Annotated in this window: 25 protein-coding genes; 9 read left to right on the top strand and 16 right to left on the bottom strand. The window is 60.1% G+C overall.

Translation table 11 applies throughout. The features are described from left to right. Nucleotides 1–106: 106 nt before the first annotated feature. A complete protein-coding gene (locus tag Thiofri_RS04280; RefSeq protein WP_009150483.1) occupies nucleotides 107–328 on the top strand; it encodes a hypothetical protein in 222 nt (73 codons plus the stop codon). 38 nt (nucleotides 329–366) lie between these two features. Here the strand turns inward: Thiofri_RS04280 and Thiofri_RS04275 are convergent, their stop codons facing one another. Together Thiofri_RS04275 and Thiofri_RS04270 are read right to left on the bottom strand one after the other, a co-directional pair. After that, nucleotides 367–996, bottom strand: a complete 630-nt coding sequence (locus tag Thiofri_RS04275) for a NapC/NirT family cytochrome c (RefSeq protein ID WP_009150482.1) — start codon at nucleotides 994–996, stop codon at nucleotides 367–369. After that, on the bottom strand, nucleotides 989–2,449 hold the full coding sequence (locus tag Thiofri_RS04270) for a multiheme c-type cytochrome (RefSeq protein ID WP_407702928.1): 1,461 nt from the start codon (nucleotides 2,447–2,449) through the stop codon (nucleotides 989–991). The genes Thiofri_RS04275 and Thiofri_RS04270 overlap by 8 nt, the downstream gene beginning before the upstream one ends. Before the next feature lie 403 nt (nucleotides 2,450–2,852). Between Thiofri_RS04270 and Thiofri_RS04265 the strand changes: the two genes are divergently transcribed. From Thiofri_RS04265 to Thiofri_RS04255, 3 genes are all read left to right on the top strand, one after another. Next, nucleotides 2,853–4,298, top strand: coding sequence for a cytochrome c family protein (locus tag Thiofri_RS04265; protein ID WP_223296807.1), 1,446 nt, complete (start codon nucleotides 2,853–2,855; stop codon nucleotides 4,296–4,298). Between the two features lie 350 nt (nucleotides 4,299–4,648). Further along, nucleotides 4,649–5,710, top strand: a complete 1,062-nt coding sequence (cobT, locus tag Thiofri_RS04260; RefSeq protein WP_009150479.1) for a nicotinate-nucleotide--dimethylbenzimidazole phosphoribosyltransferase — start codon at nucleotides 4,649–4,651, stop codon at nucleotides 5,708–5,710. Nucleotides 5,711–5,767: 57 nt separating this feature from the next. Next, nucleotides 5,768–6,214 carry a cysteine-rich small domain-containing protein gene (locus Thiofri_RS04255; RefSeq protein ID WP_009150478.1) on the top strand — a complete coding sequence of 149 codons (447 nt, stop codon included), beginning with the start codon at nucleotides 5,768–5,770 and terminating at the stop codon, nucleotides 6,212–6,214. A gap of 62 nt (nucleotides 6,215–6,276) precedes the next feature. Here the strand turns inward: Thiofri_RS04255 and Thiofri_RS04250 are convergent, their stop codons facing one another. From Thiofri_RS04250 to Thiofri_RS04225, 6 genes are all read right to left on the bottom strand, one after another. Further along, on the bottom strand, nucleotides 6,277–7,284 hold the full coding sequence (locus Thiofri_RS04250) for an NAD-dependent epimerase (protein ID WP_009150477.1): 1,008 nt from the start codon (nucleotides 7,282–7,284) through the stop codon (nucleotides 6,277–6,279). 31 nt (nucleotides 7,285–7,315) lie between these two features. Further along, entirely contained in the window at nucleotides 7,316–8,617 is a 1,302-nt protein-coding gene (locus tag Thiofri_RS04245) for a nucleotide sugar dehydrogenase (protein WP_009150476.1), read from the bottom strand. Nucleotides 8,618–8,688: 71 nt separating this feature from the next. Beyond that, a complete protein-coding gene (locus Thiofri_RS04240; protein ID WP_009150475.1) occupies nucleotides 8,689–9,990 on the bottom strand; it encodes an FGGY-family carbohydrate kinase in 1,302 nt (433 codons plus the stop codon). Between the two features lie 58 nt (nucleotides 9,991–10,048). Next, nucleotides 10,049–10,438 carry a preQ(1) synthase gene (gene queF / locus Thiofri_RS04235; protein ID WP_009150474.1) on the bottom strand — a complete coding sequence of 130 codons (390 nt, stop codon included), beginning with the start codon at nucleotides 10,436–10,438 and terminating at the stop codon, nucleotides 10,049–10,051. Between the two features lie 67 nt (nucleotides 10,439–10,505). Beyond that, the gene (locus tag Thiofri_RS04230; protein WP_009150473.1) at nucleotides 10,506–10,775 is read right to left on the bottom strand and encodes a DUF2283 domain-containing protein; all 270 of its coding nucleotides are present in this window, start codon (nucleotides 10,773–10,775) and stop codon (nucleotides 10,506–10,508) included. Continuing rightward, a complete protein-coding gene (locus Thiofri_RS04225; protein ID WP_143741989.1) occupies nucleotides 10,772–10,999 on the bottom strand; it encodes a hypothetical protein in 228 nt (75 codons plus the stop codon). The genes Thiofri_RS04230 and Thiofri_RS04225 overlap by 4 nt, the downstream gene beginning before the upstream one ends. Nucleotides 11,000–11,255: 256 nt before the next feature. Here Thiofri_RS04225 and smc point away from each other — a divergent pair, with 256 nt between their 5' ends. From smc to Thiofri_RS04205, 4 genes are all read left to right on the top strand, one after another. Next, nucleotides 11,256–14,759, top strand: a complete 3,504-nt coding sequence (gene smc, locus Thiofri_RS04220) for a chromosome segregation protein SMC (protein WP_009150471.1) — start codon at nucleotides 11,256–11,258, stop codon at nucleotides 14,757–14,759. A gap of 73 nt (nucleotides 14,760–14,832) precedes the next feature. Further along, the gene (locus Thiofri_RS04215; RefSeq protein ID WP_009150470.1) at nucleotides 14,833–15,648 is read left to right on the top strand and encodes a cell division protein ZipA; all 816 of its coding nucleotides are present in this window, start codon (nucleotides 14,833–14,835) and stop codon (nucleotides 15,646–15,648) included. Continuing rightward, nucleotides 15,645–17,693 (top strand): NAD-dependent DNA ligase LigA, encoded by a 2,049-nt coding sequence (ligA, locus tag Thiofri_RS04210; protein WP_009150469.1) that lies wholly within the window; start codon nucleotides 15,645–15,647, stop codon nucleotides 17,691–17,693. Before Thiofri_RS04215 ends, ligA begins: the two co-directional genes overlap by 4 nt. Nucleotides 17,694–17,848: 155 nt before the next feature. Further along, nucleotides 17,849–18,130: a hypothetical protein gene (locus tag Thiofri_RS04205; RefSeq protein ID WP_009150468.1), complete on the top strand. Its 282-nt coding sequence runs from the start codon at nucleotides 17,849–17,851 to the stop codon at nucleotides 18,128–18,130. A gap of 181 nt (nucleotides 18,131–18,311) precedes the next feature. Here the strand turns inward: Thiofri_RS04205 and Thiofri_RS04200 are convergent, their stop codons facing one another. The 8 genes from Thiofri_RS04200 to pufB (Thiofri_RS04165) form a co-directional block, all read right to left on the bottom strand. Next, nucleotides 18,312–18,500, bottom strand: a complete 189-nt coding sequence (locus tag Thiofri_RS04200) for a light-harvesting protein (RefSeq protein ID WP_407702935.1) — start codon at nucleotides 18,498–18,500, stop codon at nucleotides 18,312–18,314. A 208-nt stretch (nucleotides 18,501–18,708) separates the two neighbouring features. Next, entirely contained in the window at nucleotides 18,709–18,954 is a 246-nt protein-coding gene (gene pufA, locus Thiofri_RS04195) for a light-harvesting antenna LH1, alpha subunit (RefSeq protein WP_009150466.1), read from the bottom strand. A gap of 97 nt (nucleotides 18,955–19,051) precedes the next feature. Beyond that, the gene (gene pufB, locus Thiofri_RS04190) at nucleotides 19,052–19,192 is read right to left on the bottom strand and encodes a light-harvesting antenna LH1, beta subunit (RefSeq protein WP_009150465.1); all 141 of its coding nucleotides are present in this window, start codon (nucleotides 19,190–19,192) and stop codon (nucleotides 19,052–19,054) included. Between the two features lie 88 nt (nucleotides 19,193–19,280). Next, complete coding sequence (pufC, locus tag Thiofri_RS04185; protein ID WP_009150464.1) at nucleotides 19,281–20,471, bottom strand: photosynthetic reaction center cytochrome PufC; 1,191 nt, start codon at nucleotides 20,469–20,471, stop codon at nucleotides 19,281–19,283. Beyond that, a complete protein-coding gene (gene pufM, locus Thiofri_RS04180; RefSeq protein ID WP_009150463.1) occupies nucleotides 20,468–21,442 on the bottom strand; it encodes a photosynthetic reaction center subunit M in 975 nt (324 codons plus the stop codon). Before pufM ends, pufC begins: the two co-directional genes overlap by 4 nt. 15 nt (nucleotides 21,443–21,457) lie before the next feature. Beyond that, nucleotides 21,458–22,279, bottom strand: a complete 822-nt coding sequence (gene pufL / locus Thiofri_RS04175) for a photosynthetic reaction center subunit L (protein ID WP_009150462.1) — start codon at nucleotides 22,277–22,279, stop codon at nucleotides 21,458–21,460. A gap of 123 nt (nucleotides 22,280–22,402) precedes the next feature. After that, on the bottom strand, nucleotides 22,403–22,636 hold the full coding sequence (gene pufA / locus Thiofri_RS04170) for a light-harvesting antenna LH1, alpha subunit (protein ID WP_009150461.1): 234 nt from the start codon (nucleotides 22,634–22,636) through the stop codon (nucleotides 22,403–22,405). Between the two features lie 82 nt (nucleotides 22,637–22,718). Then, nucleotides 22,719–22,859: a light-harvesting antenna LH1, beta subunit gene (pufB, locus tag Thiofri_RS04165; RefSeq protein ID WP_009150460.1), complete on the bottom strand. Its 141-nt coding sequence runs from the start codon at nucleotides 22,857–22,859 to the stop codon at nucleotides 22,719–22,721. Nucleotides 22,860–24,052: 1,193 nt separating this feature from the next. Here pufB (Thiofri_RS04165) and Thiofri_RS04160 point away from each other — a divergent pair. Beyond that, the gene (locus Thiofri_RS04160; protein WP_009150459.1) at nucleotides 24,053–24,268 is read left to right on the top strand and encodes a YgaP family membrane protein; all 216 of its coding nucleotides are present in this window, start codon (nucleotides 24,053–24,055) and stop codon (nucleotides 24,266–24,268) included. The last annotated feature ends 5 nt before the right edge of the window (nucleotides 24,269–24,273 follow it).

Raw genomic sequence — 24,273 nt, 5'->3', positions numbered from 1 at the left:
GGGGATGCGACCTCTCGCACAGGAAAAAACTTGAAAAAGCGCTCCACTGTATTAGAATATACTTATAGACTAACTTAACGGCTCAACGCTTTTTAGGAGCGCGATCATGATCGATTGCAACACGATGCGAGCAGCCGTCCTCTTGTCAGGCGCATTGATGCTAGCCGGGCTTCTGTTGGGCGGCATTGCAATGAACACTCCGCTGGTCATCCCGGCCAGCTACGCTTCGCTGATTCTGGTACTCACAGCCAGCGCAGTTCTTGCGGGGATTTTTATTGTTGCCATGATTCCAGGCGTGTCGCGGCGACTGGAAGAATGCCAGCACTGATCAACTTGGACTGACCGTTCGCCCACTGCCGCCCCCACTCAATGCTCGCCCATCACGGTCGCTGCGGCGCCGGGCTCAAGGCCGAATTCCTCCTCAACCATCGCGTTCCAGGCCTCACGCTTGAAGGTCAGGCGCTCGGGCACTGGCCGGTGCACCAGATTGATGTGACAGTCGATGCAGGTCTTACCCTCAGCATCCTCCTGGTGAATAGCCGCCGTGTTAGCGCGCGTCCCCATGATCGCCTCCTGCGCGTGGCAGCGCTTGCAGGTAGCTGAGTCGCGCTTGCGAAACCAGTCACGCGCGGCAAAGGCTGCCTCAGGCAAATGCAGGGTGTTGACGACAGGATCGTCATAGTCAGGCCCGAAAAGCTGCTTGATCAAATCCTTGGTACCCACGGCATGGTCATAGGTCGCCATGATAATGCCTTCTGATACATGGCAGTCGCCGCAGCTCGCGCGCACGCCCGAGGGCGAGTTGTAGTGCACCGATTGGCGGTAGAAGTCGTCCGCATAGCTCATAGAGTGACACGACAGGCAAAATTCGTTGGAGCTGGTGAAATGATCGAACTCGATCAGAAAAAACATAAACACCACGCCACTGACGCCGCCGACCACCAGTGCAAAAAGCACATGACGGGTAATAAAGAGCGGAGCCCTTAGCTTAATCATTGCCGCTGCCCTCGCTGGCAGGCGCAGCCTCTGTCATGGGGGCAGCGGTCTGAGGTTCGGCAACCTGAGATTCGACTCTGGCTTGCGGTGCTTTTCCTGATTGGTCCGCATCTCCTAAAGCCTCGCTCGGGCCTGGCTCAAGCGCGGGTAGCGGTGACCAGCCAAGGATTGGATTGGCTGCATCAGGACTGGACTGCCATCGGTGATGATCGCTTGCCGCCAACACCGGGTCGATCAACTCGCCTGCAGCATCACCCGCCACCGCCCGTGCCTGGGGCAGGAAGCGGCTGTAGAAATTCCGCCCGACCAGATACATGCCCTCCCACCAGGCATGGTTGGGGCTGGCCATGGCCGCGCCGTGGCGCGCACGCGCACCCTCGTCATGCCACAGCTCCCAATAGGTGAACTCAAGCGGCTCGTCGAAAGGCAGCGGAGTCAGTAGTCCCTGCTCATACAAGCCTTGCATGATGGCGGCAGCCGGTTCGCCGAACTTGCCGTTGTAGAGCGCCACCACAGCGTCGAATTGATCCATGAAGCTCTCGGTAAAGTTCTTGCCATGACACTCCAGGCACACCATGCTCATGATCTTCCGGCGCCGATCCGGGCCGGCCACCACTTTGACTTTGCCGGTGGTCCCATCGGCCTTGGTCAACTCGGTGCCGCGCTTCGGTGGCTTCTGGTCAGCCGGCAGCTCAAGCTTATCCCCGTCCTCGAAGACCACCAGATACTGTTGGACTGAGACCGGGGTATTCAGGCTCCAAGCGTTGCGCATACCAACATCGTGGGTGGAAGGCACCTTGCCAGCCGCACCCATGTGGCAGGTCACACAGGTAGGTGCGGCGGTGTAGTCCTGCCCGGCAACCCAGGTATCGGCATCCAGGTTCATCGCCTCATGCTGAGCTTTGTAGATCATCCCGTGCTTGGAGGCTTCAAAGACTTCCTTGTCTGGCGAATCCGGCCCTGAGTGGCAGCGCACGCAAGCATCGGGCTCGCGCGCCTGCGCCTTGGAGAAGGCATGGCGGCCATGACAGGAGGAACAGGAGCCCTTGGAACCATCGGGATTGATGCGCCCAATGCCGGAATTGGGCCAGGTGGCAGGATCAAGGCTGCCATCGCCACGCACCTTCACGGCCGAGCCATGACACTGGTCGCAGCCCGCTGCCTGCATGGCTGCGCCGGTCAGATTGTGCGCCAGCGCCGGCACCCGCTCGCTGATGATGGCATGGGCCTCGGCATGGACCGAGCCGGACTGCTCATCGAGTTCCGTCTGATGACAGCGGCCGCAGTCCTTGGGCGACACGATCACCGAGATCACCTGCCCCTCATGGGTAATGGCATCGGCATCGGCCGGATCAGCCTGGTGGCAGTCCATGCAGTTCACCCCCGCCTGATGATGCGCGCTACCGCGCCATTGCTCGGCCAAACCGGGCGATGACTTAGTATGGCAACTCACGCAGTTTTCACCCTCAGGATGACCCCAATGGCTCGGGTCCAACTTGACCTTGGCCGCCTGTGCCGGAACTGCAAGCAGAAGAAAGACAGGGAGAATGACCGAACACATAATCGGATACTTCATGAGCGCACCTTCAGAATCGCCGAGAGTTACATCAATGTTTCAGGGTGTCATTCGCAAGCCAAGTCAAGGAAGAGAAGCGGCTGGCTAAACAGATCAACAGGATAAATACCAAAGGCGATACCATCGCGCAGCAACATTAGCAACCACTGAATTAGCATATTCTAATGTTAGAATTTTTGATTAAACCAATGGAACAGCCCTGTCTGGCAGCTTTTGTCGAACCGGTCTGATTAAATCAAGAAGGGCCGTGACTGGCAATCGGCCTTTATTGACCTGCGCCATGTTTCCCGGCACCATTATCATGTCATCATCACCTCGCTCAGCAGACTCAGGTCTCGAGGCTTCCATGATATTCAAAGTGGGCAGAAATACCACCGGGAGGATAATTATGATCTCAGCTCGACTCCATCGCGTCACAGCACCTGTGGCGACGGCCCTTATTGTGTTTGCCTGCGTCTTTGCCGGACTCGGCAACCTGGCCCTGGCGGAGGAATCCGCTGAGGCAGCCACCAACATCCACCACGTCTCTTCCGAAGTGTGCGCGAACTGTCATCAGGAAATATTTAAACAATGGCAAGGTTCAATGCATGCCAATAGCACGGCATTAACCGATCCTATTCATGCTACTTTCTATAAAAATGTCGCTGGCGATCCAACTCAAGAAGGCGTCACTCTGAAAGCATCTGGCAAATTTCCTATTTGCCTGCAATGCCATGCTCCGAACGCTGCAATCGATAAAACAACCAAGCTCGATGCCAAACCCGCTTACCAAGAAGGGGTCAATTGCGTCGCCTGTCATACGCTGGCTCAGTTCAATGGTGTCGACGGCCCAGATGGCAAATTGATGCTGGGCTTGAAGTCCTATGAGATCTCAGACCAGCTGCAAGGCCCATCGGGCATGAACAACAAGCTCGCCGAGCTTGCCAGCAGCGGCGATGATCTCTTCGGCGGCGCCGGAGTGGGTGGGGCGGATTCGCAAAAGCCCAATCCACACTTTGGCGAGCCGGTGGAATACGAGGGCAAGCAGATTCCGGCTCTTCCCATGGCCGGTAATCCCAAGCTGATGAAAAGCTCGGATGCCTGCATGGGCTGCCATGACCAGCGCAATAACCCGCACGGCGTGCCTTTATGCCAGACCGGCAACGAATACGAGCAGAGTGAGTCGCAAGTCAACTGCATTGCCTGCCACATGCCAATTGCCGAGGGACTGGCCGACCATTCCATGGGCGGCGGTCATAGCCCAGCAATGCTCGAACGCGCAGTCATTTTTGATATCGACACCGAGAGCGATGGCGACAATCTCAAAACCACGGTTTATCTCAAAAACCAGCTGCCGCACTCCATGCCCACCGGCGCACCCTTCCGCAATGTCTATCTGAAGCTCACGGCATACGATGAAAGCGGCACCGTTGTCTGGGAGAGTGCCGAAGGCCATCCGGGCAAGGATGATCCTCAAGCCTACTTCTCCTATTCCATGACCGATGATGAAGGCAAGCCCGCCATGCCGCCTGTGGCCACAAAACCTGGCGAGGACACCCGCCTTGGACCCCATGAGGAACGCACCCTGGTCTATGAAATCCCGGCGGAAACCGTCGCCTTGGTGCGCGGCGAGCTTTACTACAACCTTTTGTGGCCCAAGCTGGTGGAGAAATTCACCCACTTGCCTAAAGATCTGACCGATCCGGTACTGATCGCCGTGGCCGAGAACCCCATCGGCGAAGACTGATCTCCGGTCCAACACCCAACCAAACGCCCGGCCCCGCCGGGCGTTTTTTTTGTCACTCGGGCATCCTGGTCCGTCCGAAATACCGAGCCCCCTTGAAATCTCGTCTCGTTCTGGGCCGGGTGACGGCCACGGGGGACGCCGTGAATACATCCCAAAAAGAACCGGCATTTACCATTGGGCTCAGCCGCACTTTGCGCGACAATAGCGGGTTGTCATCGGCGCACCAGTTGCAGCCCCCGGTGCGACAGTGTACTGATGCAGATTAGGGGCGCCACAGTCGCCCGATACTCCCAAACAACCCAGCGCAAACGACGAGGCCGAGACTTCTGAACAACCAACCCTCCCCCACCATCGAATGGCTCGGCATCGCCGCCGTCCAACCCAGCACCAAACACCGCAAAGGCGCCGAAGCGCGTCAGGACCAGCTCACCAAACCGCCAGGCTCCCTCGGCCGGCTCGAGCATCTTGCCTGCCAGCTTGCCGAACTCCAAGCGCGCGAGCGCCCGCAAGTTGAACGCATTCAGATCGTCGTCTTTGCTGGCGATCACGGCATTGCACGCGCGGGGGTATCAGCCTTTCCGCAAGAGGTCACCGCCGCCATGGTGCGCAACTTTGCCGCCGGCGGAGCCGCCATCAGCGTGCTGGCCAAACAGCTCGGCGCGGAGTTTGAAGTGGTGAATCTGGGCACGGTCATTGATCCCGGCCCCCTACCCGGCGTCAAGGACTATCGCCTGGGCCCCGGCACGGCGAGTTTCGATGAACATCCGGCCATGACCGAGCATCAGCTCGCCTGCGCGCTGGGAGCGGGCCGCCATGCAGTTGAGCGCGCCCACTTGCAGGGATGCGAGCTTTTTATTGGCGGGGAGATGGGTATTGGCAACACAACCTCGGCTGCGGCCATCGCCTGCGCACTGCTCGGCCAGCCAGCAGAGATTCTCGCTGGCCCGGGCACTGGACTGGACCTGGCCGGGGTCGCCAGAAAAACCGCCGTTATTGCCTCCGCGCTGCGCCAACACCGGGAGGCTTGCGCATCTCCGCTTGAGACCTTGCGCTGCCTCGGCGGCTTTGAGATCGCGGCACTGGCAGGCGCCTATGTCGCCTGCGCGCAAATCGGGCTACCGGTGGTGATTGACGGCTTTATCAGCAGCGCCGCAGCCCTAACCGCCACGCGTCTGTGCCTAGGCGCGGAGAAGTGGTTCCTCTTCTCCCACAACTCGGCCGAGCCGGGCCATCGCCTGATGCTAGAAGCCATGCACGCAAAGCCCTTGCTGGACATTGGCATGCGCTTGGGCGAAGGCAGCGGCGCGGCAATGGCGGTCCCCATGCTGCGCATGGCCTGCGCCCTGCACAACGACATGGCCACATTCGCCGAGGCGGAAGTGGCCAGCAGCCGTCAACCAGCGGACGCCTGAGGCGGATGGCCAAGACGGATCGCGAGTGCGGATAGTCAGTCTGGATGGCTAAGACAGATGACTGATTCAGATAGACGGGGGGATATTGGTGCGGATCCCGGGTCAGCCGATACCGTGCCAACCTTCCGCGCTCCGGCACCCGAGGATCAGAGCCAGAAGGATCATCTGCCGCCTCCCCCGAAACCAGCGGCTTTCAAAGGGTTCACCCACAGCGCTTGCGAGTATTATCCCTGCCACCCTGGGGTGCGCCGCGCGTTTAATTGTCTGTTTTGCTACTGCCCCCTGATCGAGCGGGAGTGCCCCGGTCCCTACCAGCTCTTCACCGATGCGCGCGGCACGCCCCGCAAGGACTGCTCCGCCTGCCGCCTGCCCCATGATGGCATTGCCCCATCCTGGACTTTCATTCAGCGCTGGCTGCACGCACCAGCCTTTGGCGGACAGCCACAATCGCGCGCGCGAATTCGTGCGCTGTCACAGGCTCTCAGGCCCCCGGTGTCAGAATAGATCAGCGCGCGAGTTGACTGGCATCCGCATCGCAAAGGCTGGCCGGCTGCAAAGCTGACGCATCAAACCCCAAAGTAGTCCCGGTACCAATCCACGAAGCGCCCCACGCCCTGCTCGACCGACGTCTGCGGCCGATAGCCAGTGTCTTCGATCAGCTCAGTGACATCGGCATAGGTATCTGGCACATCACCCGGCTGCAACGGCAGCAGGTTCTTGCGTGCCTCGCGCCCGAGCGCCTGCTCCAGCACCTCGATGTAGCGCATCAGCTCCACCGGCTGGCTGTTGCCGATGTTGTAGAGCCGATAGGGCGCCAGGCTGGTGGCGGAATCCGGGCGCGCGCCGTCCCAGTCGGGGTTCGGCTCAGGCAGGCGGTCGAGCACCCGGATCACACCCTCGACGATATCGTCGATATAGGTGAAATCGCGCCGGTGGTGCCCGTGGTTGAACACATCGATGGGCTCTCCGGCGAGAATGGCTCGGGTGAATTTGAACAGCGCCATGTCCGGTCGGCCCCAGGGACCATAGACGGTGAAAAAGCGCAGACCGGCGGTTGGCAGCCGGTAGAGATGGCTGTAAGTGTGGGCCATCAGCTCGTTGGCTTTTTTGCTCGCGGCATAGAGGCTCAGTGGATGGTCGACATTGTCATGCACCGAGAAGGGCATGCTGGTGTTGGCGCCATAGACCGAGCTGCTCGAGGCATAGACCAGGTGCTCCACCCCGTTGTGCCGGCAACCTTCGAGCACATTGGCAAAGCCCAGCAGGTTGCTGTCGACATAGGCCAGCGGATTTTCGATCGAATAGCGCACCCCGGCCTGGGCGGCCAGATTCACCACCCGCTGCGGGCGGTGCTTGGCGAAGGCCTCGGCCATGCCGGGGCGGTCTTCGAGGTCCAGGCGAAGATCGGTGAAGCCGGCGTGATCGGTTAGCCGGGCCAAACGGGCGCGCTTGAGCTCCGGATCATAGTAGTCGTTCAGGTTGTCGACGCCGACGACCTCGTCGCCGCGCTCAAGGAGCCGCAGCCCCAGAGCGGAGCCGATGAATCCGGCCGCACCGGTAATCAAGACTTTCATGGCTGTATTTCCTCTTGGTTTCGCATCTCGTCTAGAGCCGCCCGTCGACCGCATCCTTGGGAAACAAGTGCTTCACATCATAGAGCACGCCGCCCGGCTTGAGCACCGCGCGCACCGCCTCGCTGCCCATGGCGGCATAGTCGCGATGCGCGACGGCGAGAATCACGGCATCGTAGGCGGGAGCGGTCGGCCAGTCGACCAGCTTGAGCCCATACTCAGACTCGGCCTCGGCAGCACTGGCCCAGGGATCATGCACATCGCAGCCGATGCCATGGTCGCGCAGCTCGGCGAGAATATCGACCACCCGGGTATTGCGCAGATCCGGGCAGTTTTCCTTGAAGGTAAGCCCCATCACCAGCGCGCGAGTGTCCGGACCGATGCGCGCGCGCCGGCACAGAGCCTTAATCACCTCGCCAGCCACGAAGGCGCCCATGCTGTCGTTCAGCCGCCGGCCAGCCAGGATAATCTCCGGCTGATAGCCGATGGCCTGCGCCTTGTGGGTCAGGTAATAAGGATCAACCCCGATGCAGTGCCCGCCCACCAGTCCGGGCCGAAAGGGCAGGAAATTCCATTTACTGCCAGCGGCGGCCAGCACCTCATCAGTGTCGATGCCGAGCCGGTTGAAAATCAGCGCCAGCTCGTTGATCAACGCGATATTCACATCGCGCTGGGTATTTTCGATGACCTTGGCCGCCTCGGCCACGCGGATGCTGCTGGTCGGATGGGTGCCAGCGGTGATGATGCGTCGATAGAGCGCATCAACATAAGCCGCCACCTCCGGCGTCGAACCCGAGGTGACCTTTTTGATGTTGGGCAGGCGCCGCTCAGCGTCGCCCGGATTGATGCGCTCCGGGCTGTAGCCGACAAAAAAGTCCTGATTGAAAATCAGCCCCGAGCCCTGCTCGATCAGCGGCACGCAGACTTCCTCGGTCGCACCGGGGTAGACGGTGGATTCATAGATCACAATGGCGCCGCGCCCGATGATGCCGCCGAGCAGCCGACTGGCGGACTCGAGCGGGCGAAAGTCGGGCTGGCGGTACTCATTGATCGGTGTCGGCACCGTGACGATAAACAGATTGCAGTCGCGAAGCTGCTCCGGGTCATGGGCGTAGCGCAAAGGCTCGGGCAGCGCCGCGATCTCCGCAAGCTCAGCAGGCGAGACCTCGCGGGAGCTGTCCTCCCCGCGCTCAAGCTCAGCGATGCGCTCGCGCTTGATATCGAAGCCAGTGGTCAGGAAATGCTTCGCCAGCTCCACCGCCAGCGGCAGGCCGACATAACCAAGCCCGATCACGCCAATGCGCGGCGGGCGGGATTGTAGCGTGATGTCCGTCATTTTCTTGCGATATCCCTTGTAACGGTTGACCTGAGCTCGCTAAAGATCAGAACACATCTCCAAAACGCATCTTAATGATGCGTTCTCAGCGCTAACCGCGCGACGCCATAAGCAGCCTGCTGCTGCTCGGCAGGCTCCACCGGGACGCCCAGCAAGCGTTCGCGCAGACAGGTCCATGCGGTATTGCGCGCGCCGCCGCCAATGGTGAGCACCCGTCTCGGTGCCGGTGCGCCGAGTTGCTGCAAACGCTCGTATCCAGCCTGCTCGATGCGGGCGATGCCTTCGAGCAGGCCACGCAGAAATTGCACATCCGATGCCGGGCGTGGCTGCATGCGCGGTGCCAGATTCGGATCATTTGTTGGAAAGCGCTCGCCGACGCCGGGGAGCGGATAATAGCCAAGACCGCTGTCGCGCGTTGGGTCGATCCTGGCGCTGAGGGATTTCAGTTCCTGCGGCGAGAAAAACTGCGCCAGCACGCCACCGCCGCTGTTGGAGGCGCCGCCCAGCAACCAGCCCGAGCCGAGGCGATGACTGTAGATGCCGTATTCAGGCGCGGTGACCGCTTGCTCAGCGATCATTTTCACCACCAGGGTGCTGCCCAGGCTGGTGACCGCGTCACCGGGCTCAAGCGCGCCCGTGGCCAGCACGGCGGCGGTACTGTCGGTGGTGCCGGCGAGGATGCGCAAATCCGCAGGCAGGCCAGTCGCAGCGGCAGCTTCCGCTGTGATGGGGCCAAGATCGGTGCCGGGCGCAACCACCTCGGGCAAGCGCAGCGGGGCCAGCCCGAATTGCTCAATCCAGCCTGGCCAGCACTCGGCTTGCGGGTCAAAACCCATTTTCAGGTTATTGTTCCAGTCGCTGAAGCCGAAGCGCCCGGTCAGGCAGCCGCTCAGCCAGTCAGCCTGATGTAACGCCAGCACGTCCGCGACCGGCTGGTGGTGGGCGCGCAGCCACAGGAGCTTGGCGAGGCTGGAACTGGCACCGCGCGCGGGCGAGTCCATTGGTGCGATACGCTCGATCTCCGCCGCCTGTTCGCGCGCGCGGCTGTCGTCGTACATCAGTGCCGGGCCAAGCGGCTGCCCTTGGGCGTCGCACAGCAGCACCGTGGCCGAGGTGGCGTCCAGGCAGAGCGCCCGCAGCCTGAGCCCGCCGCATTGGCTTGCCAGGGTCGAGAGCACCTGCCGCACCCCGAGCCACCAGTCCTGCGGCCGCTGTTCGGCCCAGCCCGGGTTGGCGCGCACCGAGGCCGGCAGCTCGGCCTGCGCCTCGGCGATCTGCGTGCCATCACAGGCAACAGCCACCGCCCGACAGCCGGAGGTACCGACATCGAGTCCGATGACGCCAGCATCCCGCCGGCTCGCGCGCGCGATCACGACGCGATCACGACAGGCGAACCGGTTCCAATAGCATCCTGACGACTGGCACGCGCGATCACGATAAACGCACCGGCTCCGCAGGCGTCCACCCCGGCGCGCGATGCTCGGCCACAACCGTGGTATAGATGCCGCCGCGAACATTGAACTCTGCGGTCAGCCGAATGAAGCGCGGGGAGAGTGCCGCAACCACGTCATCGAGAATGCGATTGGTCACGTCCTCATGGAAATGACCCTCGTCGCGGAAGGACCAGACGTAGAGCTTGAGTGACTTCAGCTCCACGCAAAGCGCATCGGGCACATATTCGATCATCAGCTCAGCAAAGTCCGGCTGCCCGGTCTTGGGACACAGGCAGGTAAACTCCGGCACCTGGATGCGAATGCTGTAATCGCGCTGCGGCTGCGGGTTGGGAAAGGTCTCGAGCGTCTTGCTCGGTTCGCTAGGCATCTTGTCATCCTCAAAAGAAATGGGGGGCGGCCGGTGCCAGTCCGGCGCAACTTCTGGCATTCGGGTTTCAAGCCGCAAGCAGGGGCGCAACATCCTCTTCCGTCACCGCTGACGCGTTCAAAGCGGCCAGCACTTGATTCAGCTCGGCAAGGCTGACATGCCCAGGGGCGGTCATCTCAACACCGATCGGCTTTCCATCGACGGTGAAGTCAACCAGAAGCCCGGAGCCAGCTTGCTCGACATAGTCGCTCCTCTCACCGCTCGCTCGCGGCAAATAAAGGTAAGCCGCCAGTGGGCGCCCATGCCGAAAAGTGACTTCCAGATACGGTGATTTCATGGATTCATCCCCTTAAGTGGATAAGCCGTCACAACCACGAGGAGCTTCTCGATCACATCCGGCTCAACGATAATTTCCCAACGGCGCTGATGGTGCTTTGCCTCGACGATCCATCGGCCCTCGATGACGTCGGGTCGAAACCTAGGCGCAAACGCTAGCATGGTCCGCAGGTCGACTTCGTTGAAATCGCGATCCTCCATCCTCTTAAAGAGGTGCGGCGTCAACTCAAGCTCCCAGTCCCACCACTCGGGCCACGAAGAATCCGTCTGCACACGCTTACCCCTTAACCAGGCCGGCAATGATCACCCTGTTGCCCTGGCAGCAACAAGTCGCCGGTTTCTAGGCATTCTATCGCGCCATTCGCATGAGTGTCTGGCCTCGCGTTTAGGCGCCCATGCGTGGCATCAGCTCCCGCCACCTGGGAACCGCTGCGCATTTTCAAGTATCCTCTTGCCCTGCCATTGATTAGCATCCAACCCCATGCGGCTCGAAAAAATCAAAATCGCCGGTTTTAAGTCCTTCGTCGACCCAACGACGGTGCCTTTTCCGAGCAATTTGGTCGGCATTGTGGGGCCGAATGGCTGCGGTAAGTCGAATGTGATCGACGCCGTACGCTGGGTGATGGGTGAGAGTTCGGCGAAGATGCTGCGTGGGGAGTCCATGGCGGATGTCATCTTCAATGGCTCGACCGGACGCAAGCCTGTGGGGATGGCGACCATTGAGTTGTTGTTCGACAACCACGATGGTGGCGCTGGTGGGGCCTTTGCCGCTTTCGGGCAGATTTCTGTCAAGCGCCAAGTGTCGCGCGATGGGCAGTCGAGTTATTTTCTCAACGGTTCGCGCTGCCGCCGACGCGATATTCAGGATCTTTTCCTTGGCACCGGCCTGGGGCCGCGCAGCTACTCCATCATCGAGCAGGGCATGATCTCGCGCTTTATCGAGGCGCGCCCGGAAGAGCTGCGGCTGTTCATTGAGGAAGCGGCCGGTATTTCCAAATACAAGGAGCGTCGGCGCGAGACCGAGACCCGCATGCGCCACACGCGCGAGAATCTTGAGCGACTCGAGGACGTGCGCGATGAGGTGTCCAAGCAGTTGCAGCATCTCGAACGCCAGGCAGCGACGGCGGAGAAGTATCGCCAGCTGAAGGCGCAGGAGGAGACACTCCAGGCCCAGCTCGCCGCCCTGCACTGGCGCGATCTCGACACCGACATCAACACCCGCGAGCGCGCCCTGGCCGCCGCCGAGAACGCGCTTGAGGCCAATCGCGCCGAGCAACGCGCTTGCGAGGCGGAGATCGAGCGCCTGCGCGCCGCCCATGCCGACGCTTCCGAACAGTTCAATCAGGTGCAGGGCCAATACTATGCCGTGGGCTCGGAGATCGCTCGGCTGGAACAGGCCATCAGCTTCGCGCGCGAGCGCCGCGGCCGTCAGCAGACCGAGCTTAGCCGCGTCGAGCAGGAATTATCCGATGCCCAGCAACTCGACACGCGCGACCGCGACCGCCTGGCCGAGTTGGATACCGAACTTGAACGCGACCAGCCCGCGCTGGAAACCGCACGCGAGCATCTCGAAGGCGTCGCTGAGCAACTCGAGCAAGCGCAAGAGGCGCTCGATGGCATCCAGCGGCAATGGGATGATTGGCAAACGCGCGTTAGCGAGCCGGCGCAGCAGGCGCAAATCGAGCGCGGGCGCATCAATCAAATTGAGCAACGCCTGAACCAGGATCAACAGCGCGCCGAGCGTTTGCAGCAAGAGTTGGCGCGCCTGGACACGGCGGAACTGCAATCCCGACTCGAGCACCTGGCCGAACGCACCGAGGGCCTGGATGAGCGCATCAGCTTGGCCGCCGATACCCAAACCCGCGCCAGCGAGCAATTGCGCAATGCCGACGAGGAGCGCCGCTCCCTGGCCGGTCGCCTGGATGCCGCGCGCACCGAGCTGCAAACCGCACGCGGTCGCCAGTCGTCGCTTGAGGCACTGCAAGAAAGCGCCCTGGCCAGCGACGATGACAGCCGTGCTAACTGGCTGGATCAACAGGGCCTGCTCGACGCCCCGCGCCTGATCGACCTGCTAGAGGTCGCCAGCGGCTGGGAGAACGCGGTCGAGGCCGCGCTCGGCCAAGCTCTTGGCGCCATCGGCAGTGAGGCCTTCGCGCGCCATGCCGAGCAGGCCGACGGCACCGGGCTGATGCTGTTTGACCGCAGGGCGCGCGCGTCTGGCGCGGTCGCTGATGCCGACCGTCTGCTCGCGCACATCACAAGCGACTGGCCGCTCGAAGGACTGCTCGGCCGATATCTATGCGCTGAGAATCTAACCGACGCCCTAGCCCGGCGCGAGCAACTCGCCCCGGGCGAATGCCTGGTCACCCGCGACGGCACCCTGGTCGCACACGACTGGCTGCACAGCACTGCGCCCGATGGCCCCAGCCTGGCCGGCAGCCTGTTACGCGCCGAGGAGCTGAAGAGCCTTCAGGCCCAAACCGAAGAGCTTGACGATGTCATCGCCGAACTGGCCGAGCAGCAAATCACCCTGGCCAATGAGCGCCAGCAGCTTGAGCGGGAGCGCGAAGCAGCCATCAATAGCGTCACCCAACTCAGCCGCGAGCGCGCGGCCATGGACGCCGAAATCGGCGCCGGGCGCGCGCGCCTGGAGCACCTGCGCGAACGTGGCGAAGCCCTCCAAGCGGAGCTGGCTGAACTGGCCGACGCGCGCGAAACTGGTCTGGAAGAGTTAGAAGAGGCGCGCGAACGCCTGACCCTCGCACTCGAAGCCAGCGAGCAGGTCGCCGCCGAGCGCGATCAGTGCGGACGCGAGCGCGAGCGCCTGCGCACCGCGCTCACCAGCGCCCGCGCCGAGGAACAGCAGGCACGCAACCGGGTCGCCGAGCTCACGCTCAACATCGAAACCCGCCGCGCCTCGCGCGAGGCCACCCAGGCCAACTTAGAACGCGCCGAGCAGCAACTCACGCAACTCAGCCAAAGGCGCGATGAACTCGGCAAGGAACTCGAAGCCGCCGCCGAGCCCGAAACCGAAGCGAGAGAGCAGCTCGAAACCCAGCTCGAACGCCGCATGGAGGTAGAAGAGGCACTTAGCGCCGCGCGCACCCAGATGGAACAGCTCAGCACCGAAGTCAACGAGCAAGAGCAAGAACGCCATCGCCTTGAGCAAGCCAACGCCAATGCCCAGGCCGACCTCGCCGAACGCCGGGTGCAGTTACAGGAGCGCTTGGTGCGCCGCCGCACCTTCGAGGAACAGCTCGCCACCGACGGCAAGGAGCCGCGCGCCCTGCTCGAAGGGCTGGAAAGCGGTGCCACAGCCGATCTCTGGCAGCAGCGCCTGAGCGAGATCGGCGCCAAAATCTCGCGTCTGGGCAACATCAACCTGGCCGCCATTGATGAGTTTCAGGAGCAATCCGAGCGCATGCGCTACCTCGACGAGCAGCGTCAGGACATTCAGTCCTCGCTCGACACCCTCGAGAGCGCCATCCGCAAAATCGACCGCGAAACCCGCACCCGTTTCAAGGAGACCTACGACCGCGTCAACTCAGGGCTGCAAGCACTCTTTCCGCGCCTATTCGGCGGCGGTAATGCCTATCTGGAACTGACCGACGACGACCTGCTCGAAACCGGCGTTACCATCATGGCGCGGCCACCAGGCAAGCGTAACGCCAGCATCCATCTGCTCTCCGGCGGCGAAAAAGCGCTCACCGCTGTGGCCCTGGTCTTTTCCATCTTCGAGCTCAACCCCGCCCCCTTCTGTCTGCTCGACGAGGTCGACGCGCCGCTTGATGACGCCAATGTCAGCCGCTTCTGCCAGCTGGTGCGCGAGATGTCGGCACGCACCCAGTTTATTTTTATCAGCCACAACAAGGTCACTATGGAGATTGCCGAGCAGCTCATCGGCGTGACCATGCATGAGCCCGGCGTCTCGCGTCTGGTGTCGGTCGACATTGAGGATGCTGCGCGTTTGGCAGGGGCGTCCTGAGCAGACCTGCAATTTCCCTTTTGATTGGTATACTCAGGAATCAGAACCGGACAACACGGGATTCAAGGCTTCGATGGACGCCACCACACTGCGAATCATTCTGCTGATTGTCGGCATTGCTTTTCTGGTCGCGCTTTTTCTTTGGGAGCGCAACCGGACCATGCGCGCAGACATTGCGCGCATGAATGGCGCATCGCCCCGCAAGAAGGAAAAACGCGAGCCCAATCTTGGCATTGAAGGCGAGGGGGACGGCGACGACTGGCAGCCTGGGCAAGATGCTTCCGACTGGGACTATCCTGACGCCCCCCGGGCCGGGGATGACTCTTCGGCTGCCGCCACGCGCCATGCCAGCGATCAGCACTACCAAGAGACCCCCACCGGCGAGGTGGACCCGGCAGATATTGCCGGCATTGTTACCAACACTGAAAAAGGGCCCGTCATCCAGGTCTTTGTGGTGGCCCGTGATGGCAACCTGTCGGGCCGTGACATTCTCGCCGCTGCCGGCCGGCATTTGTTGGTCATTGGTAGCAAAGACATCTTTCATCGGATTGATGGCGACCCAAGCCAGCCATGCACCCTGTTTAGCATGGCCAATCTTGTTCAGCCCGGCAATTTCCCCTTGTATCCTGATCCAAACGAGGCAATGGCTGACTTTGAGACGCGCGGCATAGCGCTCTTTACCCAGATGCACGGCGAGTATCAAGACATCGAGGCTCTTGACGCCATGCTAACGACGGCCAAATCCCTGGCGCGCGAGTTGACTGCCGAGATTGAGGACGCCCAGCATCGGCCAATCAGCGTCAAGCGCATTGAGAGCCTGCGCAATGCTGTTATTGATTACGCCGACCCTGATAGCGACAGGGGTCAGGGCGGCCGCACTGACCGATGAAAGACAAAATCCCGGCGGGCTCGAGCGCAGCACGCGCAAGCGAACTGCGAACCCTACTCGAGCATCACAATTATCGCTATTACGTTCTTGATGACCCGGAAATCCCGGACGCCGAATTCGACGCCCTGCTGCGCGAGCTCCAGCAAATCGAAGAACAGCACCCCGACTTGCGCACGCCAGACTCGCCCACTCAGCGGGTTGGTGCATCGCCGGCCGAGCGTTTCGCGCCAGCGGAGCATCTCGCGCCCATGCTCTCGCTCGGCAACGCCCGGACTGCCGATGACCTGCGCGACTTCGATCAGCGCATCCGTCGTGAACTCGGCATCGAGCAAGTGCACTATGTCGCCGAGCCAAAGCTTGATGGCCTCGCCATCAGTCTGGTTTATGAAGACGGCCTGCTGACGCGAGCTGCCACCCGCGGCGATGGGCGCACTGGCGAGGATGTCACGGCCCAGGTGCGCACCATTGGTGCCGTGCCGCTACGACTGCGCGGCACGGGTTGGCCGCGGCTGCTTGAGGTACGCGGTGAGGTATATCTGCCGCTTGCCGGCTTCGAAGCGCTCAAGCAGCGCATGCTCGATAACGGTCAGACACCCGTTAAGAACCCCCGCAATGCCGCCGCCGGCAGCCTGCGCCAGCTCGACCCGACCATCACCGCCAGCCGACCGCTGGCCATATTCTGTTACGGCTTCGGCGCCGTCGAAGGTGGCAATCTTGGCTCGACGCAGAGCGACGCACTCGCGCATCTGCGCGCCTTCGGGCTGCGTATTTCGCCTGAGTCGACCTGCGTGACCGGAGCCGAGGGCTGCATCCAATACCAGGAGGCCATGGCCGCGCGGCGCGACGGGCTCGATTACGAAATCGATGGTGTGGTGTTTAAGGTTGATGACCTGACCGCCCAGCGACGGCTCGGTTTTCGCGCACGCGATCCCATCTGGGCCATTGCCTTCAAGTACCCTGCGCGCGAAGAGCAAACCCGGGTGCGAGCGGTGGAATTCCAGGTCGGACGCACAGGCGCTGTCACACCGGTAGCCCGGCTGGAGCCGGTCGATGTTGCCGGGGTCACCGTCTCCAACGCCACCTTGCACAACATCGATGAAGTCCACCGCAAGGATGTGCGCGTTGGCGATACCGTCATCGTGCGCCGCGCTGGCGACGTCATCCCCGAGGTCGTCGGCGTGGTCGCCTCTCTGCGACCTCCAGACACCGAGCCGGTCGCCCTGCCCGCGCACTGTCCAGTGTGCGGCTCAGATGTGATCCGCGCCGAGGGCGAAGCAGTCGCGCGTTGCAGTGGCGGCCTCATCTGCGCCGCTCAACGCAAAGAGGCGCTCAAGCATTTTGCCTCGCGCCGCGCGCTCGACATCGACGGCCTCGGCGACAAACTCATTGAACAACTCATTGAACAGGACTTGGTCAAAACCCCGGCTGATCTGTTTGCGCTTAACACAGAGCAACTCGCCAATCTGCCACGTATGGGCGAGAAATCCGCAACCAATCTGCTCACCGCCCTGGACCAAAGCCGCGAGACAACCCTGGCCCGATTCATCCACGCGCTTGGCATTCGCGAAGTAGGCGAAACCATGGCCAGTGTGCTGGCCTCGCACTTTGGCACCCTGGAGTCGCTGATGCAGGCCGATGAAGAGGCCCTGGTCGCCATTGATGGCGTGGGCCAGACGGTCGCCCAGCACATTCGCAGCTTCTTTGCCCAAGACCACAATCGCGAGGTAATCGCGCAACTCATCGACCCCAGTGGGGCCCGGCTGCACTGGCCCGACCCACCGCGTCCCCACGACAACCAGGAGCAGCCCCTGACTGGCAGAACCTTTGTCCTGACCGGCACCCTCACGCGCCCGAGAGACTACATCAAAGCAGAGCTGATCGCCAGGGGCGCCAAAGTAACAAGCTCTGTCTCATCCAACACCGACTATGTGGTCGCCGGCGAGAACCCCGGTAGCAAGGCGACCAAGGCCGCCCAACTCGGCATCCCCATTCTCGACGAAACCCAACTGCGGTTGCTGCTTGCCGACCCTGGTCCGAATAGCTAGCCTCGCTAGGCGGGCTCTGAATCCTTAAGCACCCAACCTCTCCGCTCCTCTTTCGCAAACGCCAACCAGCCCCAATTCTGGCTGACCAGATCGACAAGGTTAGCACCCCAACTGTGAGCCACCAGATCCAAGCAATCCCAAAAGGAGACTCCCGGATGCACGACCTCAGCAAAGAACAGCAGATATTAATCGCCATGCGCAAGACACTGGCTGCCATCGTTAAGGACGTAACCCCGCCACCGGGCATGAAGCACCCCCTCTCGGAAGCGACAATCGAGGACGTGCGTCAGTGTTTCGGACTCATTTCGGCGCGGGAAAAAGAACTGGCCGATCTTGACGGTCGCGGTGGTGAGCGACCTTACTACCCAGATCAGGACCAGCCTGCCCAGGTAATTTCAGTGACCAAGATCGGCAAGAAAACGCCGGGCATCCATTAGGTTTTCTCCTTCCGTATCTGCTGATGGGCACACCGTGATGCCAAACCACCATCCTGGCACGAATCGACCGTATTTTTTAGGCAAAAAAAAACAGCGCAAAACGCTGCCTTCATAACCCAGGGCGGCCAAAGAGCAGCTTCTAATTTTGCTGCGAGCCTGGCCTATCTTTGCGGACCAAGACCTAACGAGCCAAGCGCTCGGATTGATTTTTGGGATCGAGCTCAGAGAGCATTTCAGACGGGCTGCTTATGGGCGCGCTACCATCATCCGGCCAGTTAGGGTCAGCTCCGAGCACAATGGAATGAACCAGCAGCCCGAGCATAGCCTGGAAACCAAAAATGGTGAGGACCACTCGACCCGGGTCAATCATTTTCCAGACTTTATGCATGTTCAACCCTAATTAAAAGGGGTTGAGCCATCCTGTGAAAAGCACATGATGTTCACTACCTTCGATTACAGTACAGGACGGTACAATTAGGCATCCAGATGCGCGACGACCAAAAATGAATGCAACAAGCCGCTGCAACAAGCCGAACCGGCTCACTGCAGCGGCCCATCCGAAACCCAACAAGGGGTAATCAGTCGAACTTGAAGTTTCTTGCTGAAGGAATGGGCGACATATCAATTGGTGCCGAAGCCTCAGCAGCGTTTGGGAAGTAAAACTTGGGAATGCCGTCACTGTGCCAGTTCAGGTCAGACCCGAGCACGATCATGTGGATCAGGATACCGAGCAATATCTGGAAGGATGCAATAAAAAGCAGCGCCCTCCGAGGATCGATAAACATCCACATCTTGTACGTTCCGGTGAAGTTGTCGTTACTCACTTTATTTTCCCCATGTTAGCGGTGATAGACGCTGTTTAAAGCATCTATCGACCCGCTAGATTACACGTTCATGATGCGTCTCAAATCGTCCGCGGCATTACAGCCAAGGGCGGTACAACCAGGACAAGATGTGAGCAAGAACAACCAAACCAAACCAAAGCGTCATGCTGGCCATAAAAAGTCCGTGGAATTCTTTGGCCTCGCTTTCTGTCAATCCTGTAGCAGTCTTTTCAGCCACGGTAATTTCCTCTTTGTTTTTGGATAGGCCCGAGGGCCTTGTCAAATGTCAATTGGTTTCAGCGGGTTCAACCGAGATGAACCTGACCCTACCGGTCTGCGGGCACCGGGGGTGCTGCCGGTGCTGCTTCAGCAGGAGCCGCCTCAGCTTCCGCAGCGGGAGCTGCTTCAACTGGAGCTGCTTCAGCCGGAGCTTCCGCGACCGGTACTGCTTCAGCAGGAGCTGCCTCAGCTTCCGCAGCAGGAGCCGCTTCAGCCGGTGCCTCTTCCTCTACAGCCGCCGTTTCATAAAGCGCCGGATAGTCCTTCGCCATGGGCACGCCGAACAATGGCTTGTAGGCGCCTTGGTGACAGGTTAAGCAGTTCACCTTGAACGGATCGCCAAGCGGTCCTTTGCGCGACGCAGGCAACACCTCGCCCAATGGCTCGACATACTGGATGTTGATGTCTCGCACATTGCGAATCGCATGCCACGCCGGCACACGCTTGGGTGTGCTCTGATTCCAGTCCATGAAGGCCCGGCTGTTATGGCAATAGGTGCAGTTCACGCCAAGCGCCTCGGAGAAGTGGGTCATCAGTGCAAAGGTCCACTCCGCCTGCTTGATCGACTTGCGGTTGGTATTGCGCAGGTCGGTGTTGCCCGAGACTCGGATTTCATTTTCTCCCAACAGGAAGGGCGTGAATGGATCGAACGGCAGCGCGGTATAAGCCACGTTGTAGCCGATCGTATTTTGCCCATTTGACGGGAAAACAGACGGAATATCCGGACCAGGATCGGTCGTCCAGACATGCTCCGGTACGGGTTTGCCACGATGGCAGGTGTAGCAGGTCACACCGGTATCTGCCACGTGACCCGTCCAGTTGCTGTTTGTGTCACGGGTCATTTCCAACATGCGCCGCGAGGCGATCTTGGTGTAGACGCCATCAGACTCCCAGTTCGTGCCCTCGTGGCAGTAGGTGCAGCCTTCGTTCGGAGCAACCCAGGTGGTCAGTGCCACCATGGTGCGGTTGAACTCGTTGACCGACAGGTCGCCGAGAACCTGGACGTTTTTGTAGACGTCCTTGGCCAATGCTCCACCCGGGGTCGCCGCAGGAATCGCATCCGGCACCTGAGTGGCGTCGATGACTTTCTGCAACAGTTTCGGGTTGTAGTTTTGCTGCATGCCCAAACCACGGTAGCCGGTCTGTACCACGTCTTGCGGCGGAAAATCGCAACCTGTGATGAACGCGGCTACTCCGAGACTCAGAAGTGCCAGCGCGTGATGATTTCGCTGTTTCATTGCGCCACCCCCTGCGTCAGGTAGGGATTATCGATGGTCAGCTCAGATGGGTAGCTGGGTGCTACGCCGTGTTTCACTGCCCAAAGGTACCAGTTGTCTACGACGGTGCCGGTCAAGATAATACCCAGTATGGAGTTAATGATGCAGAAGACTGCGAACCACCAGGCCCAGCGATGGATGGATTCCATGCTGGCATTGAAGCCCATGCACCAGCGCCAGAACAACATGGCGCGCTCAGCTGCAGTACCGCGATCCGTGATCTGATCGATCTCGCGATCACCACCGTAACGAGAGACGGCCAAAATGGTGCCACCGTGCATCGCGAACAGAACGGCTGAACCGTACATAAAGGCGATCGACAACCCGTGGAAGGGATTGTAGTAGAAGTTCCCGTAGCGAATCGAAATCGCCGCTGTCCAGTCAAGATGCGGGAAGATGCCAAACGGTGGTGCCTCTCCCCAGCTTCCCATGAGCACCGGGCGGATAAAGCCGAGTGTCAGGAAAAACAGGATCGCGACAGCAAAGGCCCAGGACAGGTGGGTACCCATGCCAAGATCTTTCGCCCGCTTGTAGACTCGCACCCACCACAGCAGGAGGGACATGGTCAGAAATAAACCAGCGATTAACCACCAGCCACCTTCTGCCAGGGGCGGGATGCTCAGGCCGTATGCAGGCGGCGGCGGCTCCAGACCCAACCAGAAGAATTCCTTGAGGAAAAGCCGCGGGTCCCAGCCGACCGATGCCAGCATGTTCAGACCGATAACCTCAAGAGCGATAAAGCCGGAGATCAGTGAGGCGATGCCCCAACCCCCAAGGTACAACGGTCCAATCTGCGCATCGCCAATCTTTCCAAGCCAGTAACTGAAAATCGGCTTGCCGACGCGTGGCAGACTGCCTTTCGGGAGTTCGACACCAGGGTAAGCAGGTTCGCGAACCTGTACCTTGTTAAAGATATTTTGATATTCAGGCATTTTGGTGTCCTCAGGTTACCAGATTGGAAGGTTGGGCCACCACATCCACCATTCTGGCCAACCGCGCGTCCAGAAGGGACCGGTCAGAATCATGCAGACCGCACTCCAGAAAGCCGCGTTGATCGCCAGAAACAGACCCAGGCGATGGATAGCCAAGGCTCCAATGGAGTAACCCACGATGTCACGGAAAACCGTGTTCTCGTGCTCAGCGGTCTTCACTTCCTCACCTTTCTGCGGATTCACCACGGACAGGATCAGAGAACCGTGCATTGCCAGCGCCAGCGTGTTAATGAAGAAGAAACTGATCGCCAGCATGTGCGCTGGGTTGTAGTGGAAGTGTAGGGTCTGGTAGCCGACATTGGAAACCCAGTCAAGGTGACTGAACAATCCGTATGGGAAAGCATGTCCCCACGCACCCAGTAACACCGGGCGGAAGAACACCAGGGTGAGGTACGCCAAAATCGCGAACGAGAAGGCAAAGGGTACATGCAGCCCCATGCCCAACTTGCGGGCAATCTCAACTTGCCGCAGCGCCCAGGACACAAAGGCCCCAACTGCACAAATGGTGATTACCTGCCACAAACCGCCTTCCCTGATCGGCGCAAATCCAAGACCAACGCTTAGATCAGGCGGGGCAATACTGATTTGCCAGATGTTTAATGTCGGCCCAATTGCCGCTCCAAATAAGATCAGCATGGTACCGAGGGTCGCGAAGAAGACCGCCGAGACTCCGAAGAAGCCGACATAAAACGGCCCCACCCAAAAGTCAAACAGGTCTCCCCCGACCAACGTCCCACCGCGTACGCGGTATTTTTTCTCAAAATTTAGCAAGGCCATCGTAATTTCCTCTGCTGGGGAGACACCATGACCTGCTGCCTCCACATAGCAATTCGGATGCTGACCGACGCGCAAACCCGGGGGGCGAGTACGCCCCGGTCAGCACCATCCGATAAAGACCGTTTATTGGGCGTCTTTCAGTGCTGCTTTCATTTCGAGGTTGACAGGCAACGTCTCGCCCTGCAGCTGATAACCGACAGGAATCTGATCATCATGCCAGTTCAGGTCAGAGCTCAGCACAACCATGTGGATCAGCAGACCCAGGAAGATCTGGAAAATAAAGATGGCCCAAAGCGTGGAAACCGGGTTCATGATCATCCACAGTTTGTGCATACCGTCGAAGCTTTTTGCGTTCATTGTGTCATCTCCAAGTGCGTGTCACAGTGCCGAACATCGGCATCTGCTAAAAAGAAAGGTCGGTCGGACTAGCTCGAAGGGCTTACAGCCAGGGGCGGTACATCCAAGACAGAACGTGAGCAAGAACAACCAAACCAAACCAAAGGGTCATGCTGGCCATGAAAAGCTCGTGAAATTCTTTTGATTCTGCTTCAGTCAGACCGGTGGTTGATTTTTCAGCCATGATGAAATCCTCTCTAGAGAGTGAGTTGAGCCTTGCGGCTTAGGTTTTCGGCGCGCTTGCAACGCACCATCTTGTTTGTTGGGACAAAACTGCCCCAACGGACCAAGTGCCCGTACGACCCGGGCGGCCATGCGCTTCTTGGGTGCATGACAAATCGACAGGCACCACTGAAGCTCTAAACGAGTCGGTTCCCGCAGCAACTCTTGCTCCGGCAACCAACCACGAAACTGTTTCCCCGTTGTGGCACCTGGCCAATCCACAGCCTCCTGATTGAATGCTATTGCGAATATCCACCACACTGTCAGCCTCCCCCAACGGGGTCAGATCCAACCCGCTGAGAGAGGGTTGCCTGGGCGAACGTTGCACAAGAGCAGCCACCGGGGATGTGCTTATGTTATTAGTCAGGCTGTCAGTGGGCATTTGTGCAATGGGTCTAGTCGCGAAGAACCAGGATGACAGAGCCCGCCTCGGGGGCCGGCTCGGGAAACTAGGTGTAAGTCTAGCCTGACTGATGAACATGTCAAGTCCGATTTACACCTCTACCAGGATGAACCCTTAACGACCCAGCAATTCCTGAATCCATTGGGGCACAAGCCATCCTCCGGGAAGCCTGACCCCGAGCGCCTGCTAGCCTTTATTGCGACACTAGGTGATCGGGAATCGCTGTCACTGGCGCATGGATCCAAGGTGGGCTCGAAGCTGGGATGAGGATCGCTCAACCATCCGCACGGAGCGCAGACCGGAGAGCATGAATGCCTTGCAATGCTTCGCCATCGGCGTGATTAAGCTCATCTCGGATGGCACCCTGGCCGCGGCCATTCAACGTCTGGCTCGCTTGCCGCGTCTGGTCTTTGACTAGCTCCGTCTCACTGACAACTGACGCCAGCGCCGCGCCAGGCCGGCTCTCGCGCTGTCTGCTCAGAACAGATTTGCCCTGACTGTGATACGGGATAATGTTGCGGTGCTGGTCGGTTTCGACCTAATATGCTGCCGGGCGCGATACCTTGATATTTCCCGGTCGGCCTGAACCACAGTGGAAAAACAGTCGCTACGGGCACGCCGGCACAGCGAATATCGTGCGCGATTTTAATTTTGCTGCTCAAATCTGTGCGACCGGCCCTGTACTCGGCGGCTCTATCACCCTGATCGCTCCCCCAGGCAATCCTTACACGACTGAATCTTAGGAGAGACCTATGGATCTTCCAAAAAACGTTGGCGATCAAGACCGTAACATTCGCTTCGCCGTTGGCGGCCTGCTCGTGCTGGCAGGTCTCTTTACTGTCAACGCTATTGTGACCGTGCTAGGCTTTATCGTCGTCGGCACTGGGTACATGCGCACTTGCCTTGCCTATGTGCCGCTCAATATCAACACCATGAAAAAGGGTGACGGCAAGACCGAAAGCAAGTAAACGTC

The sequence above is a fragment of the Thiorhodovibrio frisius genome (genome assembly GCF_033954835.1).
In the GTDB taxonomy this organism is placed as follows: Bacteria; Pseudomonadota; Gammaproteobacteria; order Chromatiales; family Chromatiaceae; genus Thiorhodovibrio; species Thiorhodovibrio frisius.
Note: the sequence above shows the minus strand (reverse complement) of the source record. Positions and strands in the feature narration are given on the sequence as shown.